Annotated in this window: 14 protein-coding genes; 4 read left to right on the top strand and 10 right to left on the bottom strand. The window is 58.6% G+C overall.

Features of this window, described 5'->3' with window-relative positions; all coding sequences use genetic code 11:
* Positions 1 to 3: 3 nt before the first annotated feature.
* The 4 genes from T18_RS09205 to T18_RS09190 form a co-directional block, all read right to left on the bottom strand.
* Positions 4 to 576: a TRAP transporter small permease gene (locus T18_RS09205; protein WP_013761519.1), complete on the bottom strand. Its 573-nt coding sequence runs from the start codon at positions 574 to 576 to the stop codon at positions 4 to 6.
* A 61-nt stretch (positions 577 to 637) separates the two neighbouring features.
* The gene (locus tag T18_RS09200) at positions 638 to 1612 is read right to left on the bottom strand and encodes a sialic acid TRAP transporter substrate-binding protein SiaP (protein WP_038493959.1); all 975 of its coding nucleotides are present in this window, start codon (positions 1610 to 1612) and stop codon (positions 638 to 640) included.
* A gap of 61 nt (positions 1613 to 1673) precedes the next feature.
* The gene (locus tag T18_RS09195; RefSeq protein ID WP_038493956.1) at positions 1674 to 2390 is read right to left on the bottom strand and encodes a FadR/GntR family transcriptional regulator; all 717 of its coding nucleotides are present in this window, start codon (positions 2388 to 2390) and stop codon (positions 1674 to 1676) included.
* Between the two features lie 231 nt (positions 2391 to 2621).
* Entirely contained in the window at positions 2622 to 3308 is a 687-nt protein-coding gene (locus T18_RS09190; RefSeq protein ID WP_019564617.1) for an HAD family hydrolase, read from the bottom strand.
* A gap of 410 nt (positions 3309 to 3718) precedes the next feature.
* On the opposite strand from T18_RS09190, the gene minC reads away from it, so the two are divergent.
* Genes minC through minE form a run of 3 tightly spaced genes read left to right on the top strand, consistent with a single transcriptional unit; the run spans position 3719 to position 5557 of the window.
* Positions 3719 to 4447 (top strand): septum site-determining protein MinC, encoded by a 729-nt coding sequence (gene minC / locus T18_RS09185; protein WP_003510754.1) that lies wholly within the window; start codon positions 3719 to 3721, stop codon positions 4445 to 4447.
* Positions 4448 to 4484: 37 nt separating this feature from the next.
* Complete coding sequence (gene minD / locus T18_RS09180) at positions 4485 to 5300, top strand: septum site-determining protein MinD (protein WP_003510752.1); 816 nt, start codon at positions 4485 to 4487, stop codon at positions 5298 to 5300.
* Positions 5297 to 5557 carry a cell division topological specificity factor MinE gene (minE, locus tag T18_RS09175; protein ID WP_003510750.1) on the top strand — a complete coding sequence of 87 codons (261 nt, stop codon included), beginning with the start codon at positions 5297 to 5299 and terminating at the stop codon, positions 5555 to 5557. Before minD ends, minE begins: the two co-directional genes overlap by 4 nt.
* Before the next feature lie 45 nt (positions 5558 to 5602).
* Here minE and T18_RS09170 read toward each other — a convergent pair whose 3' ends face one another.
* The 3 genes from T18_RS09170 to T18_RS09160 form a co-directional block, all read right to left on the bottom strand.
* Positions 5603 to 6505, bottom strand: a complete 903-nt coding sequence (locus tag T18_RS09170) for an amino acid ABC transporter substrate-binding protein (protein WP_003510747.1) — start codon at positions 6503 to 6505, stop codon at positions 5603 to 5605.
* Positions 6506 to 6572: 67 nt separating this feature from the next.
* Positions 6573 to 7466: an amino acid ABC transporter substrate-binding protein gene (locus T18_RS09165; protein WP_013761515.1), complete on the bottom strand. Its 894-nt coding sequence runs from the start codon at positions 7464 to 7466 to the stop codon at positions 6573 to 6575.
* A 30-nt stretch (positions 7467 to 7496) separates the two neighbouring features.
* Positions 7497 to 9815, bottom strand: coding sequence for an EAL domain-containing protein (locus T18_RS09160; RefSeq protein WP_038493953.1), 2319 nt, complete (start codon positions 9813 to 9815; stop codon positions 7497 to 7499).
* 346 nt (positions 9816 to 10161) lie between these two features.
* On the opposite strand from T18_RS09160, the gene T18_RS09155 reads away from it, so the two are divergent.
* Positions 10162 to 11520: an amidase gene (locus T18_RS09155; protein ID WP_038493950.1), complete on the top strand. Its 1359-nt coding sequence runs from the start codon at positions 10162 to 10164 to the stop codon at positions 11518 to 11520.
* Between the two features lie 47 nt (positions 11521 to 11567).
* On the opposite strand, the gene T18_RS09150 is transcribed toward T18_RS09155, so the two are convergent.
* From T18_RS09150 to T18_RS09140, 3 genes are read right to left on the bottom strand one after another with little or no spacing between them, the layout of a single operon-like run.
* On the bottom strand, positions 11568 to 12209 hold the full coding sequence (locus T18_RS09150) for a ThuA domain-containing protein (protein ID WP_003510737.1): 642 nt from the start codon (positions 12207 to 12209) through the stop codon (positions 11568 to 11570).
* Between the two features lie 17 nt (positions 12210 to 12226).
* Positions 12227 to 13327, bottom strand: coding sequence for a Gfo/Idh/MocA family protein (locus T18_RS09145; protein WP_038493947.1), 1101 nt, complete (start codon positions 13325 to 13327; stop codon positions 12227 to 12229).
* Between the two features lie 53 nt (positions 13328 to 13380).
* On the bottom strand, positions 13381 to 14580 hold the full coding sequence (locus tag T18_RS09140) for an ROK family transcriptional regulator (RefSeq protein WP_038493944.1): 1200 nt from the start codon (positions 14578 to 14580) through the stop codon (positions 13381 to 13383).
* Positions 14581 to 14744: the final 164 nt, after the last annotated feature.

Raw genomic sequence — 14744 nt, 5'->3', positions numbered from 1 at the left:
TGTTCAATCCCCCGCGCTCTGGAATTCTTCCGGCCGTTCCAGAACGGAATAGCCACGCTGCATATTGGCGATGAAGACCTGCACCGAACGGAAGAACATCAGGACGAAAGCGGCCAGAACCGTATAGAAAACGATGTTGCGCGGCAGGGCGACGGTGACCATTTCCTCGTCGGCGACGATTTCCAGATACCGCCACATCAGCCACGAGGTGTAGGCGAAGAACACGATGCGCAGCACGTCGACAAGGATCGACATGACGCGGGCAACCTGCGGCGGAACGTAGTGATAAAGCACATCCACCTGAATGTGGCGTGACATGCGCACGCACATGACCGAACCTAGAAACACCACGCCAATCAGGCAGTTGACGGCGATTTCTTCCGTCCAGGCATAGCTGTCGTTAAGCACGTAGCGGGTGAAGAATTGAAGGAACACGCAACCTGTCATCAGCCAGAAAAGGCCAAGCGTAACCCAGTCCTCGAAGGCGTAGACCTTCAGGTCGACTTCGGGCGGCGCCTCGTCAAACGTGTGGGCGAGTTCTTCAGGCGTGACCTGAGTATGAATTTCCTGCGACATTGAGATATCCCGTCTGGAGAGAAAGGGCGGTGCGGCAACGGAGGCCGCACCGGATCTTGGCTCACTTGACGGCGCGAATGGCTTCCCAGTCGGCCTTGTCGTAACCGAAGTCCTCGAACTTCACCTTCTCCATGACGTTCTTCTCAAAGTCCGCCTTGTCCACCTCTGCGACGTTCAGGCCACGCTTCTTGAACTCTTCCACGAGGCTTTTTTCGCGTCCTTCGATGGTCTTCGTGGTCCGCACGGCGGCTTCCTGCATGACGTCCGTGAAGATTTTCTTGTCTTCATCGGAAAGCTTGGACCACAGGTTCTTCGAGATCACCGTGTTGAGGTGGTCGACGATGTGGCCGGTCAGCACGATGTTCTTCTGCACTTCGAAGAACTTCTTTGCCTCGATGGTGGTCAGCGGGTTTTCCTGTGCATCGACCGTGCCGTTCTGAAGCGCCAGATAGACTTCTGCGAATGCGATCGGCGTCGTGTTGGCGCCGCAGGCGCGTGGCATGGCGAGATAGGCCGGAACGTCGGGAACACGCATCTTCAGCCCCGCCATGTCGGCGCAGTTGGCAATCAGCTTGTTCGACGTGGTGTGGCGCGTGCCGTAATAGCTGACGGCGGCGATGTGGTTGCCGGTCTTGTCCTCGTAACCCTTGGCAAGACGCTTGAAGATATCACTCTTGGTATAGGCGATCAGATGGCTCGGGTCGCGGAAGATATATGGAAAATAGGTGACGCCGATCGGCTTGAAGTCACGTGCGGCAAAACTGGAGCCGGAGATGATGATATCCACCGTGCCGATCTTCAGGCCCTGGTTGATATCCGCTTCCTTGCCGAGCTGCGAGGCGGGGAATACATCCACCTTGTAGCGGCCGTCGGTGCGCTTGGCGATTTCTTCCGCAGCCCAGACCGAATCCGTGTGGAACGGTTCGGAGGTCTCGTAGACATGCGCCCATTTCAGCGTTGTTTGCGCCTGTGCCGCCAAAGCCGAAAGCAAAATGGCAGCGGTTGCACCCATCAAAGTCGACAATCTGATTTTCATTCTTAACTCCTCCCGAATTAAAGCCAGATTTCTGTTTTTCCCGTCGCCCGTTGCGGCGCGGTCACTCTTCTCCGATCGTTTCCTCCCCGAAACTCTCGGAAAATCTCTTTTGCGACAGCGTCAGATGCTGGCGCATCGCCTCGCGTGCGCCTTCCGGATCGTTCGCCGCGATCGCGTCGCGGATCACCCGGTGTTCCTGAACGGCAAGAATCCATGTGTGAGGACCCTCGAAATAGCTGGCGAGCTTTTCGAAATAGGGCGAAAGGCTGCGCTCGTCATAGATCAGGCCGGTAAAGCGGTTCAGCGCCGAGTTGCCGATGATGTCGGCAATGGCGGTGTGGAAGGCGCGGTCCAGGTTGAGGGCCTGCGGCGAATTGTCGAGCGCCCCGGCCATGCGTTCGATGATGTCGTCCAGCCTGGCGATGCATTCAGACGTGGCAAGCCGCGCGGCCTCCTCGGCAATAGCGCTTTCAATGATGCAGCGCGCCTGCAGGATTTCGAATGGGCCGTGCGCGTCCTGTACGGGCGACTTTGCCTTGTTAGCCGTGCGGGACGTGTTCACATACACGCCCGATCCCATGCGGATATGGATATGGCCTTCCACTTCCAGAACGATCAGTGCTTCCCGCACCGTCGGGCGGGACACGCCAAAACGTTCCGCCAGATCGCGCTCCGCCGGCAGGCGTTGACCGTCCGTGAGTTCCCCGCTCTCGATAAGCAAGCGAATTTGTTCCGCGACCAGCCTGTAGAGGCGGCGCGGCTCCAGAGCCACAAACATGATGTCCTCCCAGCGCGAAAGTCTCCCCCCTTCGCGCAAGCGGTAAGATGGTCTTACCAATTTTATTAGGTAGGATTTATGCGGTGCTGTCAATTGGCCGCTAGAGGAAAAGTACACGGCGAAAGACTGGGGACCGGTGCGGCAGGCTCGGCGCAATGAATTGGATTTTACGAAACGTGATTGATCCTCGGGACAGACCCGAGGATGACACCGCATGTTTGGGTTGGCTTTTCAGCCCTTGTTACTTGTAAGCTTCAAGCCGCCGTCGTCGCCGATGGTGACGTCCAGCTCACCGTACCCACCGATCGAAAGGTGCGGCGTTTCGATGGGATGCGAATGAGTGGCGTTAATGACCACGACCGTGGCGCCCATGCTTTCCCCCGCCAGAATGCCGGCGGGCGCATCTTCGAAGACGACGCAGTCTTCAGGTGCGACGCCGAGCTTCGCAGCAGCCTTTCTGTAACCCTCCGGGTCAGGCTTGCCGTTCACAACGTCCTCGGCGCAGATCATCACTGGAGGCGGTGTGAGGCCTGCCGCAGCCAACCGGAGTTCGGCAAGGGCGCGGGCGGCGGAGGTGACGATAGCCCATTTTCCGGCCGGCAATTTCTCAAGAAATGCAGCTGCCTGCGGAATCTGGAGGATGCCGTCAACATCGTCCATTTCCTTTTGCAAAAGCATATCCGCCTGTTCCTGGATATCGAGGCCGGGAACTGCCTCGCGACGCACAACCTCCGATGCGCGCATGCCATGGATGCGCTGCAGGAAAGCCTCCGGCTCTATGCCGTTGTCTACGGCCCATTCGCGCCAGACCCGCTCCACCACCGCAATGGAATTCAGCAGCGTTCCATCCATGTCGAACAGGAAGGCGCCATATTCGCGCGAGGAGATCTGGGCGGTCGCCGGGACTTTGCTGTGCATCGCATTCTTCCGTTGGATGTGTCGGGTTGGCCTCGTGTCTATAGCATCGGCAGGCATAACGGAATCGTTTTTCCGCTCCTCAAGCAAATGGCGACCCATCCGCCAGTGGCGAACATCGTGCCGGAATCGGACAGTTTGCACGGACTGCGACTCGGGGCATGGTCAGGCAGGGGAGGCGGCGTCCGCATACGGTTATGCGGGCGTCAGGTTGCAGCAAGGATCAACTGCTATTGTGAGTTTTCGAAAGCAGTCAAAGTTCGCAAAATCAAAAGCTAAACGGAGCTTATGAATGTTGTGCATGAGATTTTTCGCAGCGGAATTCTCTTAACGAAACCGTCGTTTAAGGGGTGTTGTTAACCATTTGTTAACCATATTCGAGGTACCTAATTGTCAACGATTTGTTTACCAAGATGACCAAAGTGCTAACAGACCAGCGTTCGATCCGTATCAAAGGCCGCTCCTTCCTCGCGGTCGTTCTGTCCCCTGAAGCTCCGCTCGATCAATGGCTGGAACGGCTGGATGATCTTGCTGCACGTTCAGCCGGGTTCTTCCTGTCGCGTCCGGTGGTTCTGGATGCGTCTGAGCTGTCGCTGGACAAGGCAGGGCTGAAGGCTCTGCTGGCAGCGCTGACGGAACGTAATGTCGGCATCATGGGGATCGAAGGTGTTCGCCCCTCGATGATCGAGCCGGGCATGCCGCCGTCGCTGAAGGGCGGAAAGCCCGCTTCAGATGTCGAGGTCGAGCCTGTCGCCATCGCTGCCGAATTGCCGGAAGAAAAGCCGCGCGCTTCGGGCGAGGTTCGGGCCGTGGTCCAGTCGCTGGTCATCAACGAGCCGGTGCGCTCCGGCCAGTCGATCATGTTCCCCGAAGGCGATGTGACCGTCATCGGTTCGGTCGCCTCGGGTGCGGAAATCATCGCGGGCGGGTCGGTGCATATTTACGGGGCGTTGCGCGGTCGCGCCATGGCCGGTTCGCTTGGCAATGTTTCGGCGCGCATCTTCTGCCGCAAGCTGGAAGCGGAGCTACTGGCAATCGACGGCGTCTACAAGGTTGCCGAGGACATTGACGACAAGCTGCGCGGCCAGCCCGTTCAGCTGTGGCTGGAAAACGATACGATAAAGGCCGAAAAACTTGGCTGACGACATAGAGAAAACAACACAGGAACAGGAGAGCCGTATGGGGAAGGTAGTCGTTGTTACTTCCGGCAAGGGCGGGGTTGGCAAGACCACCTCGACCGCAGCGCTTGGCGCCGCATTGGCGCAGAACAAGCAGAAGGTCGTGGTTGTCGATTTTGACGTCGGACTGCGTAACCTCGATCTCGTCATGGGTGCTGAACGCCGGGTGGTTTACGATCTCGTCAACGTCATCCAGGGCGATGCCAAGCTGACGCAGGCGCTGATCCGCGACAAGCGCCTTGAGACGCTGTTCCTGCTGCCCGCCTCGCAGACACGCGACAAGGACAATCTGACGCCCGAAGGCGTGGAATGGGTCATCGCCGAGTTGAAGAAACATTTCGACTGGGTCATCTGCGACAGCCCGGCCGGTATCGAACGCGGCGCGACGTTGGCCATGCGCCATGCGGATGTGGCCGTCGTGGTCACCAATCCGGAAGTCTCCTCGGTGCGTGACAGTGACCGCATCATCGGCCTGCTCGATTCCAAGACGCTGAAGGCCGAACGCGGCGAGCGCATGGAAAAGCACCTGCTTCTGACGCGCTATGATTCGGCCCGTGCCGAGCGCGGCGACATGCTGAAGGTCGACGACGTTCTGGAAATCCTCTCCATTCCGCTGCTCGGTATCATTCCCGAAAGCACGGATGTGCTGCGTGCTTCCAACGTCGGTGCACCGGTTACGCTCGCGGATGCCCGTTGTGCACCTGCCATGGCTTACTTCGACGCTGCCCGGCGCCTGTCAGGCGAGGACATTCCGGTGGTCATTCCGGGCGAAAAGCGGGGTATCTTCTCCAAGATCTTTGCTAGGAGGGCTGCATGAGCATTTTCGGCCTGTTCCGTAAACAAAAGTCGGCACCGCTTGCGCGCGAGCGACTGCAAGTGCTGCTTGCCCACGAAAGGGCGTCGTCGGGAACCGATCTCGTCGCCGTCCTCCGGGAAGAAATTCTCGCCGTCATCGCCAAGCATGTGCAGATCGATAACGATCGGGTGCATGTGAAGATGGATCGTGACGAGCACGTCTCCATACTGGAGATTGATGTCGAGATACCGTTGAGCGCCGACCTGCGCGCCGCGTGATGTTTTCTCCGAATACCGCCGCCCCTTGCAGGGCGGCGTTTTTCTTTACTCGGCCGTCGTATCGACCGGCATTCTAAATGCCTCGGCCAGATCGTCGGGAAGCGGGCGCTTGAGGTTTATGCCGTTCGGCGGGATCGGAGCGTTGAACCACTTGTCGTAGATCGCGTTGATTTCGCCGCTTGCATAAATTTTCCCAAGGGCTTCGTTGACGGCGTTCTTGAAGGCGGTGTCGCCCCGTCGGAGCATCAGGCCATAGGGCTGTGGTGGGGCGAGATATTCGTTCGAGATGGAATAGTCTTCGGGCTTGCCCGTTTCAGCGACGAAGGACCTCAGAAGAATATCGTCCATGACGAAGGCCGAGGCTCGATCTTCCGTCACCATGTCGAAACTGCCTTCCGTACTGTCATTTTGCAGGACGGCGATGTTCAGTCCCAGTTTGCGGTTAAGCACATTCAGCTGACTGATATTGATCGTTCCCGTCGTCACCACCACGGTTCGACCGGCAAGATCGCTGACGCTTGTCATGTTGCTTGATTTCAGCGCGACATAACGCGTGCCGGTGATGAAGTGGCTGTAGGAAAACCACACGGCCTTGCGTCTTTCCTCCGTATTCGTGCTCGCCACGCATTCCATGTCGATTGTGCCATCATTGAGAAGCGTGATGCGGTTGCTGGGGGTGCGCTTGACGAAATCGATTTTCAATTCCGGCAGGCCCAACTTCTTCTTGATGGAATCCGCCACCTTCAGGCACAGTTCGATGCTGTAACCGATCGGCTCCGGACCAATTCCCATATAGGAAAAGGGAAGATTTCTGTCGGCAAAGCCGAGCCGGATGGTGCCGGTTCTGGCAATGGTTTCGAGTGTAGGCGGTTGGGTCTCGTCGGCCGCTGCAATGGTGGGTAAAAGACTAAAAACCCCAAGCATGAGCCACAATGTCGATCTCTGCATCGCGCATCTCCAGCCAAAATTATCTGTCAAAACATTTTCATAAAATAGAGTTGGGGTTTTTACGCCCTCAGTCCCGGTACTCGCTCGGATGGTCATAGGCTTGTTTTAAGGAGGCGGTCATCGGCAGGTTCAGGTTCATGCCATTGGGCGGAATGGGTTTGGTGAACCATTTTTCGTAAAGGCCGTGAATGGTGGGACCGGTGAAGATCTGCCGCAGGCTTTCGTTGACCGCCGCCTTGAAGGCCGGGTCGTTGCGCCGAAACACCAGGCCATACGGTTCGGGTGCGCTCAGCGTTTCGTCCGAGAGCGCGTAGAGGTCGGGATTCTCCGATGTTGCCGCCAGCGCCGCCAGCAATATGCCATCCATGACGAAAGCCGAGGCCTTGCCGGCAACGACGAGTTCGAAGGCTTCCTCATTGGTTTTTGTGGGCATCACCGAGATATTGAGGTTCTTTTCGCGGTTCACCGCATTCAGCTGCTCGATGTTGACCGTGCCGGAGGCGGATGTGACGGAGCGTCCGGCCAGATCGGCAAGGCTCTTCAGATTATCCTGTTTACGGGAGAGAAATTGCGTCGCGGTCATGAAATTCGGATAGGAGAAATCCACCATTTTCCGGCGTTCGCTGTTGTTGGTCGTCGCCGCGCATTCAATATCGATCTTGCCGCTACGGACGAGAATGAACCGGGTTGCGGGCGTGGCCTTTACATATTCAATGTCGAGTTTGTCCAGCTTCAGTTGCGTGCGGATGTCCTCGCTGATCGCGCGGCAAAGATCAGTCGAGAAGCCGGTCACTTCTCCATCCGGCAGCTGATAGGAAAACGGCGGTTCGGCCTCACGATAACCGATGCGGATTTTCGCGGTCTTGGCAATCTGCCGAAGCGTATCGCCTTCGCCGGCGGCCTGCACCGGAGCTGTGGGGATAAAGCATGTGAGGAAAAGGCAAAATACTGAAATGCGCATTTTATGTCCTTTTGGCTGTCAGCCGCGTTCTCAAATCGCTTTTTGTGGCGGGTAATAGGTTTCCTGCATCGGTCGCCCGACGTCGCTATATTCGTCGTTTCCGGTTTGGGCGATGACGGCACGGTTCTTGAGTATCCGGGCAAGCGGCGCCGGCTCGGCAAAATAATAGCCCTGTGCCTCGTCACATCCGGAAAGCTTGAGGGCCTCGACCTGTTTCTTGTCTTCCACGCCCTCGGCGGTGACTTTCAGGCCGATCTGTTCTGCCATGTCGATGATGGTGTTAACGATGGCCGAGCACATTGGATTTTCCGGCAGGCCGGAAACGAATTCGCGGTCGATCTTGATCTTGTCGAAGGCAACATGCGTCAGCGTGCTCAACCCGGCATAACCGGTGCCGAAATCATCAAGCACGAGGCGGACGCCCATTTCCTTCAGCAGCTTTAAAGCCCTGGCGCTGTTGTCGCGCTCGAGCATTGCCGTTTCCGTCACTTCAAGCTCGAGCCGCTCGGCCGGGAAGCCGGAGGCTTTCAGCGCGCTGTCAACGATCGGGACAATATCGTCATTGCAAAGCTGCACGGCGGAAAGATTGACGGCAAGTCGGATATCCCTCGGCCAGGTCATGGCGTCCATGCAGGCCTGCGCCAAAACCCATTCGCCCAGAGGTTTGATGAAATTGTTTTCTTCGGCAAGCGTTATGAAGCGATCCGGCGTGATGATGCCAAGCTTGCTGTGCCGCCATCTGGCAAGGGCCTCGTAGGCGACAATGCGGCCGCTCTCCAGATTGACCACGGGCTGGTAGTACAGCTCGAATTCGTGGTTTTCGAGCGCGGATTTCATGTCTATTTCGAGCGCGTGCTTGTGCTGCGCCGCCATGTCCATGCCAGGCTCGTAAAAGACAAAAAAGCCGCATCCCATGGATTTCGCCCGGTAGAGACCAAGGTCCGCATGTTGCAGAAGCTGGGTGGCGGAGTTGCCGTGATCGGGCGCGCAGGCGATGCCGATGCTGGTATCGACGCTTATATGGCTACCTTCGAGGCTGAAGCTGCGCGAGACCGCATGGACCACGCGCTTTGCCAGCGCGCCCGCATCCTCGCGACAATTATCGGTCACCGCTTGTATGATCGCAAATTCGTCGCCGCCGAGCCTGCTCACCATGTCGTTTTCACCGAGCACGGAGGAAATCCGCGAGGCCACGGCCACCAGCAGGGCGTCGCCTGCCGCGTGTCCCAACGTATCGTTGACGGCCTTGAAGCGGTCGAGATCGAGCAGCATGACGTTGAACGGCTGGCCGGATGAGGAAAGGTGTTCGAGACGGTTCTCCAGCGTCTTCATCAAGAGCACGCGGTTGGGAAGCCCCGTCAGCGCATCATGATGGGCCATATGTTCCAGTTGCTGCGCCATGTCGCGTATCTGCCTGAGCCGTCCACGTTCCAGAACGGCCTCCCGCAGGGTTTCGATGGCGGTGGCCATGTCGCCGATCTCGTCCCGTCGATCCTGAAACGGCGTGACGACATCGGTTTCCTCACGGGCGATCCTGAGTGTCGCCTGCACAAGCGCCGGAACGGGTTTTAGAAAATGCCTGGCAATCAGCGTCACGAGAACGCCGGTGACGGTCAGAACAACGATCAGGGCGACGAGCGAATTGTAGATGAGCTTGCGCTGCGCGCCATAAAGCGCATCCGAACCGCCGATGCTGACGGCGACCGCGCCAATCGGCTTTTTCGTTTCCGTGCTGATGATCGGCAACAGGCCGATATAATGGCTGGAATCGCCAATCGTCGCAAAGCCGGTGGCAAAACGCGCGGCGACCGCATCTCTGGAGAAGATGGGATCGGTGGCAATCGGTTTTTCGGCGTCGTCGGTGGCGTTGTCGAAGGCCGCCGCGATTTGACGGAATCCGGAATCGGCCTCATCGTAGCGGAAAAGCCAGACGGCATTCTTGGTCTGCGCACCGATGAGGGCGAGAACGTCGCTGGGGTTGAAGCCGGTAACGAGGATGGAAGCGTCGTCGCCAATCGGCTTGTCGGTCAAGATGCCGTTCACCTGTCCGTCCGTGTCGGCGGTGACGCTGACATAGGTATAGATGCTGCGCAGGGTGGCGCTGGCAATCTGTGAATTGACGCGGGCCTGGTTGAGCCATTGCTCGCTGGCGGCGGCAACGAACATGTACCAGCCGACGAGCGCCCCAATGCTGTAGGAAAAGATCACGCCGCCGAGAAATATCAGGGTTATCTTGCTGGCGAGCGAACGCCGTCGCGAAAAGCGGCCCGGTACCGGCTGCGTCGTTGAGCGAAGCGTGTCACCGGTTTCAGTCTGTCTATCTATCCCCCGATAGGCAGTCTCTTCCATTCGCGATATTCCCCCGCGATGTCGCGTTATGATTGTTTTATGGAATTTTTATAGGGCATGTATTTCAATGGTGTCTGCTAAATAATTCAACAAAGTTTAGATGCGATTAAGAATTAATCCGTCTTTTTATAGTCGCCGCTTATATAAGGCGCCGAAAATATGCACCTCAGGTTGAAATATTCGATGGCTTGCGATGGGACATCGACGCCGAATACGACGATGCATTGGGGCCTCTTTTCGCGCTCATCAACCGGGCTTTATGGTTGCAAGGGTACCGCGATTGACCTTGCCAAGCTGCCGATAAACGGCATGTTGTGCGTAACATGCCGGTTTCAGGGAACATATCATGGCTCACAAGGGCAAAAACATCGCGCAGCTTTCCATTCTCATCCAGAGCGGCCATCTTGATCCGCGCGCCTTGGCGGAAGAGACGCTTGATGCAATCGGGAAATCGGAAGACCGGGCGATCTTTGTCGGCTTGACGGCGGAGCGGGCCATGGCTGAGGCGGAAGGCGCCTTGAAACGCATTCGCGAGGGTCGATCCTGCGGCGTGCTCGACGGCATTCCGGTCGCCTGGAAGGACCTTTTCGATCTCGAAGGCACTGTGACCACGGCTGGATCGACGGTGCTTTCGAATGATGCGCCTGCGTCCCGTGACGCGGATGTGGTGAGCGCGCTGATGGAGGCCGGGATGGTCTGCGTCGGCCGTACCAATATGAGCGAGTTCGCGTTTTCCGGCCTTGGCATCAACCCGCATTACGGAACGCCGCGCAATCCCGCTTCCACGGATGGCCACCGGCTGCCAGGCGGCTCTTCTTCCGGCGCGGGTGCAGCGGTTGCGGCCGGTCTGGTGCCGGTGGCAATCGGTACGGATACCGGCGGATCGGTGCGCATTCCCGCCGCCTTCAACGGTGTGGTGGGGTACAAGGCGAGCCGCGGCCGTTACTCGATGCGCGGCGTCTATCCGCTGGCTAAAAGTCTCGATTCGCTCGGCCCGCTCACTCGCACTGTGCAGGACGCCGTGTGGGTAGATGCCGCCATGCGCGGCAAGGCGGCTGTTGATGCGGCGCGCACGCCTCTGTCCGGCTTGTCGCTCGTCGTGCCGGAAACAGTGTTTTTCGATGGCATCGAGGAGGGCGTCGCGGTCGCTTTTGAGCAGGCAGTGGAACGGCTTTCCCGGGCCGGCGCTTCTGTACGGCGGCAGGCATTCCCGGTCTTTTCGCAATTACTCGATCTTATCAAGGAAAAGGGTGCGCTGGTAACGGCGGAAGCCTTCGCCCTGCACAAGGCGCGGCTGGAAGGTGCTGATGCGGCTCGCATGGACCCGCGCGTGGTTGCGCGAGCAAGACTGGGCGCGAATATCTCCCTGCCGGATTACATCGCCATCATCGAGGCGCGCGAACGCATGACGGCGGCTTTTTCGGGCATGATTGGCAAGAATGAGCTGCTGATATCGCCGACATTGCCTCATGTCGCGGCCAAGGTCGCACCGCTTGTGGAGAATGATGAGACCTTCTTTGCCATGAATGCCAAGACCCTGCGCAACACCCAGATCGGCAACTTCTTCGATCTCTGCGGCGTTTCCATTCCCTGCGGCACTGGCGAGGCGGGCATGCCCGTTGGCCTGCTGCTATCAGGCCTGCACGGCACGGACGACCACGTTCTGGGTGTGGCGATGGCTGCGGAAGAAATTATCCGGGGCTGATGATAAAGAAAAAGGCGGCCTTGTTTGGCCGCCTCTCAATGCACGCTTCAACGTGCCGCCCAGTTGGCGCCGCGGCGGAACATGGTCTTCATCTGCGGCACGGAAAACTCCTTGGCCTGATGGCCGAGCGCCGAATAGAAGACGCGGCCCTTGCCGTATTTGCGTTTCCAGACCACCGGCATCACTACACCGTCGATCCACCAGGCGTGGTCGCCGGTGAATTTTGTCGTCGCCAGCACCTCGTTGGAGGGATCGACATGCATGTAGTATTGCTCCGATGTGTAGGGGAAATCTGAAATCCCCTCCATCAACGGGTCGTCGGGGCGGGTGATGTTGACGTGGTAGTCGATGATATTCCCGGGATGGGCGACCCACTGGCCGCCGATCATGAACTGGTATTCGACGCAGTCGCGGAAACTGTCGCCTGCACCGCCATGAAAGCCGGCAATGCCGACGCCGTTTTCGACGGCGGCGGTGAGGTTCTTGATCTCTTCCTTCTCGATCTTCGACATTGTCACGATCGGCACGACAAGGCTCAGATCATGCACGGACGGATCTGCAAAAGCCTCCGTGCTGTGTTCGACATAGACCTTGAAACCATCCTCTTCCAGAATATCCTTGACGATTGTGGCGCATTCCTGCGGCTCGTGGCCGCTCCAGCCGCCCCAGACGATGAGTGCTTCGCGCATTTATTTCCTCCTCGGGATTATTTGCCGAGCTGGCCGTCGACCAGCGAAGTTTCAAGGGGAGCAGGGCGCTCCACCTCGGTGATGATGGAAACGGTGGTGCCGCTGTCCGATGCCGTCTGGAAGGCTCCCATGACCTCCAGCACGTGCAAGGCAAGATCGCCATTGGCGCGGTGCGGGCGGTTTTCGCGGATCGCATGGGCCATGTCGGCCACGCCGATCGAGCGGTAGTTGCCGTCAGCATAGGGCGAAGACAGTGCCTGCGGCTCGAACTGGCCGCCCTTTTTCAGCAATTGCACCTCACCGCCGAAATGATTGGGGTCGGGCACGATCAATGTGCCTTCCGTTCCGTAGATTTCCAGCGGTACATGTTTGTGGCCCGCCACATCGAAGCTCATGCCCACCTGCACCACCGCGCCGTTCTTGAATGCCAGCACGCCGGAAACATGGGTGGCGACATGGACTGGGATTTTCTCGCCATTCTTAGGTTCGCTGGTGATGAGGCGTTCGTTGCGCGTCGCGATGGCGAAACCTGCCACCTTGGCGACTGGGCCGAACAGGTTGACGAGATCGGTGATGTAATATGGTCCCATATCCAGCATCGGCCCGCCGCCGACTTCGTAATAAAAGGCGGGGTTGGGATGCCAGCGCTCATGGCCGGGGCACATGAAGGTAGCCGTTCCGCCAACCGGCTGGCCGAGCACACCCTCGTCGATCAGGCGGCGCGCTGTCTGGTGCCCGCCGCCGAGGAAAGTGTCCGGTGCCGAACCGATGCGCAGGCCCTTTGCCTTTGCCGCGTCCGCAAGCCGTTTACCCTCCGCGAAATTGATGCCGAGCGGCTTTTCCGAATAGGCATGTTTTCCCGCCTCAAGTGCGCGCAGGCCCACCTCCACATGCGCCTTGGGAATCGTCAGGTTGACGATGATTTCCACGGAGGGGTCAGACAGAAGTTCGTCGATACTTCTTGCCTGAAGGCCGAACTCGTCTGCCCGCGCTTTTGCTGCCTCCTCGTTCATATCCGCCAGTCCGCGAATGTCGAGAATGGGAAACGACGCCATCGCCTTGAGATAGGCGCTGGAGATGTTGCCGCAGCCGATGATGCCGATACCGACCTTGTTCATGTGATTTCCTCCCGTAAATCATAAATGCCTAAGCCCACTCTCAACCTTGCCGGCTAGAGCGCCGGCCCTGTCGTGTTCCATGGCGATTCGTAAAGCTCGTAAAGTGCGACAGCTGCCGCACCCTGCGCCCACAGTTCGTCGCTTGCGACGTCGAAAACCAGCTCTGCGACGCCTGCCAGCGATGGCGGCACGGCGGCGTTGTAACTGTCGCGGATGCTGGCAATGAAGGGCTCGCCGAGCTCGAGACTGGAGCCGGTGATGATGACCCGTGGCGGCGCAAACAGCGTGACGATATTGGCAAGCGTCAGGCCAAGGGCTGCACCGGCGCGCAAGGCTGCCGCAATAAGATCGTTGTCTTCCGCCGCAATCAGCGCATGGGCATGCTGCATGCCGCGACCAAGCCGGATAGCTTCTGCAAAACGCCCGTCCACCGGGCGGGAACCGAGAATGGCGTTCTCGCCCGCCTGGCTCGCCAGCCGCACGGTTCCTTCACTGGCAAGGCCAATCACGAGGTCGCCGAGATTGTGGCTGAGGCCGCCTGCACCACGAAACAGCTGGTTCTGATGCATCACGCCAAGCCCGAGTGTCTGCTCGAGCGAGATCAGCACCATGTCCTCAAGATCGCGCGCATGGCCGAACCAGTGATGGGCAAGCGTGATGGCGTGGGCGTCGCTTTCGATGATGGTGGGGGAATTCAGCCGTGAAGTCATTTCCTCGGCAAAATCGACGTTTACTTCCCGCAGGATAGGGCTGCTGCGGATCCTGCCGGTGCGATGTTCGATGACGCCTGGCAGGCCAAGGCAGACCATGTCCACATCTTCCAGCGACAGTCCGGCATCAACCACGCAACGCCGCACCCCGTCTTCCACCAGATCGGCAATGACGCCGATCGGTTGGCGGTCTACACGGATCGGCAGGGCGAGGGTGGACAGCACGTTGCCGCAAAAGTCGGTGACGACGAAGACCATGCGGCTTGCCGCAATCTTGGCGCCCACCACGCGGGCCGCATCCGGGTTCAGCTCCAGCATCACCCGCGGCCTGCCGCGTGAGCCCTCCGTGCGGATATCGCCGATATGGCGGGTAAGGATAAGCCCGTCATCGAGCAGCGATGCGGTGATCGCCGATACGGTTGTGGTGGAAAGCTGCGTTCTTTCGCTGATTTCCACCCGGGAGATCGGTCCATGGCGGCGGATGCTGTCCAGCACGCTTAGCCGGTTGATCGCGCGCATCAGTTCTGGGTCTGCGGTCTTCATGGGGTCCTGCTGCGATCAATGCCGGTTCGAAAACCAATTTATGTCGGATTGCGGATTAAATAACGGTGTCAGGGAGGGGTGTGTCAAGCCGTTCGCTCAAAAAATCGGCATGGCGCCTTGACAATGAGCGAGCGCTAAGGTGAATTAATCCGCATTGGGGAATA

It is taken from the genome of Rhizobium sp. TBD182 (assembly GCF_001950375.1).
Classification (GTDB): Bacteria; Pseudomonadota; Alphaproteobacteria; order Rhizobiales; family Rhizobiaceae; genus Agrobacterium; species Agrobacterium tumefaciens.
This window is presented reverse-complemented; position numbering and strand designations above follow the sequence as displayed.

Coding starts and splice junctions, on each gene's coding strand:
- T18_RS09170 (WP_003510747.1), bottom strand. CDS start 6,505: ATGCAGAGATCGACATTGTGGCTCATGCTTGGGGTTTTTAGTCTTTTA.
- minC (WP_003510754.1), top strand. CDS start 3,719: ATGACCAAAGTGCTAACAGACCAGCGTTCGATCCGTATCAAAGGCCGC.
- T18_RS09190 (WP_019564617.1), bottom strand. CDS start 3,308: ATGCACAGCAAAGTCCCGGCGACCGCCCAGATCTCCTCGCGCGAATAT.
- T18_RS09205 (WP_013761519.1), bottom strand. CDS start 576: ATGTCGCAGGAAATTCATACTCAGGTCACGCCTGAAGAACTCGCCCAC.
- T18_RS09145 (WP_038493947.1), bottom strand. CDS start 13,327: ATGAACAAGGTCGGTATCGGCATCATCGGCTGCGGCAACATCTCCAGC.
- T18_RS09155 (WP_038493950.1), top strand. CDS start 10,162: ATGGCTCACAAGGGCAAAAACATCGCGCAGCTTTCCATTCTCATCCAG.
- T18_RS09140 (WP_038493944.1), bottom strand. CDS start 14,580: ATGAAGACCGCAGACCCAGAACTGATGCGCGCGATCAACCGGCTAAGC.
- minE (WP_003510750.1), top strand. CDS start 5,297: ATGAGCATTTTCGGCCTGTTCCGTAAACAAAAGTCGGCACCGCTTGCG.
- T18_RS09200 (WP_038493959.1), bottom strand. CDS start 1,612: ATGAAAATCAGATTGTCGACTTTGATGGGTGCAACCGCTGCCATTTTG.
- T18_RS09160 (WP_038493953.1), bottom strand. CDS start 9,815: ATGGAAGAGACTGCCTATCGGGGGATAGATAGACAGACTGAAACCGGT.
- T18_RS09150 (WP_003510737.1), bottom strand. CDS start 12,209: ATGCGCGAAGCACTCATCGTCTGGGGCGGCTGGAGCGGCCACGAGCCG.
- minD (WP_003510752.1), top strand. CDS start 4,485: ATGGGGAAGGTAGTCGTTGTTACTTCCGGCAAGGGCGGGGTTGGCAAG.
- T18_RS09195 (WP_038493956.1), bottom strand. CDS start 2,390: ATGTTTGTGGCTCTGGAGCCGCGCCGCCTCTACAGGCTGGTCGCGGAA.
- T18_RS09165 (WP_013761515.1), bottom strand. CDS start 7,466: ATGCGCATTTCAGTATTTTGCCTTTTCCTCACATGCTTTATCCCCACA.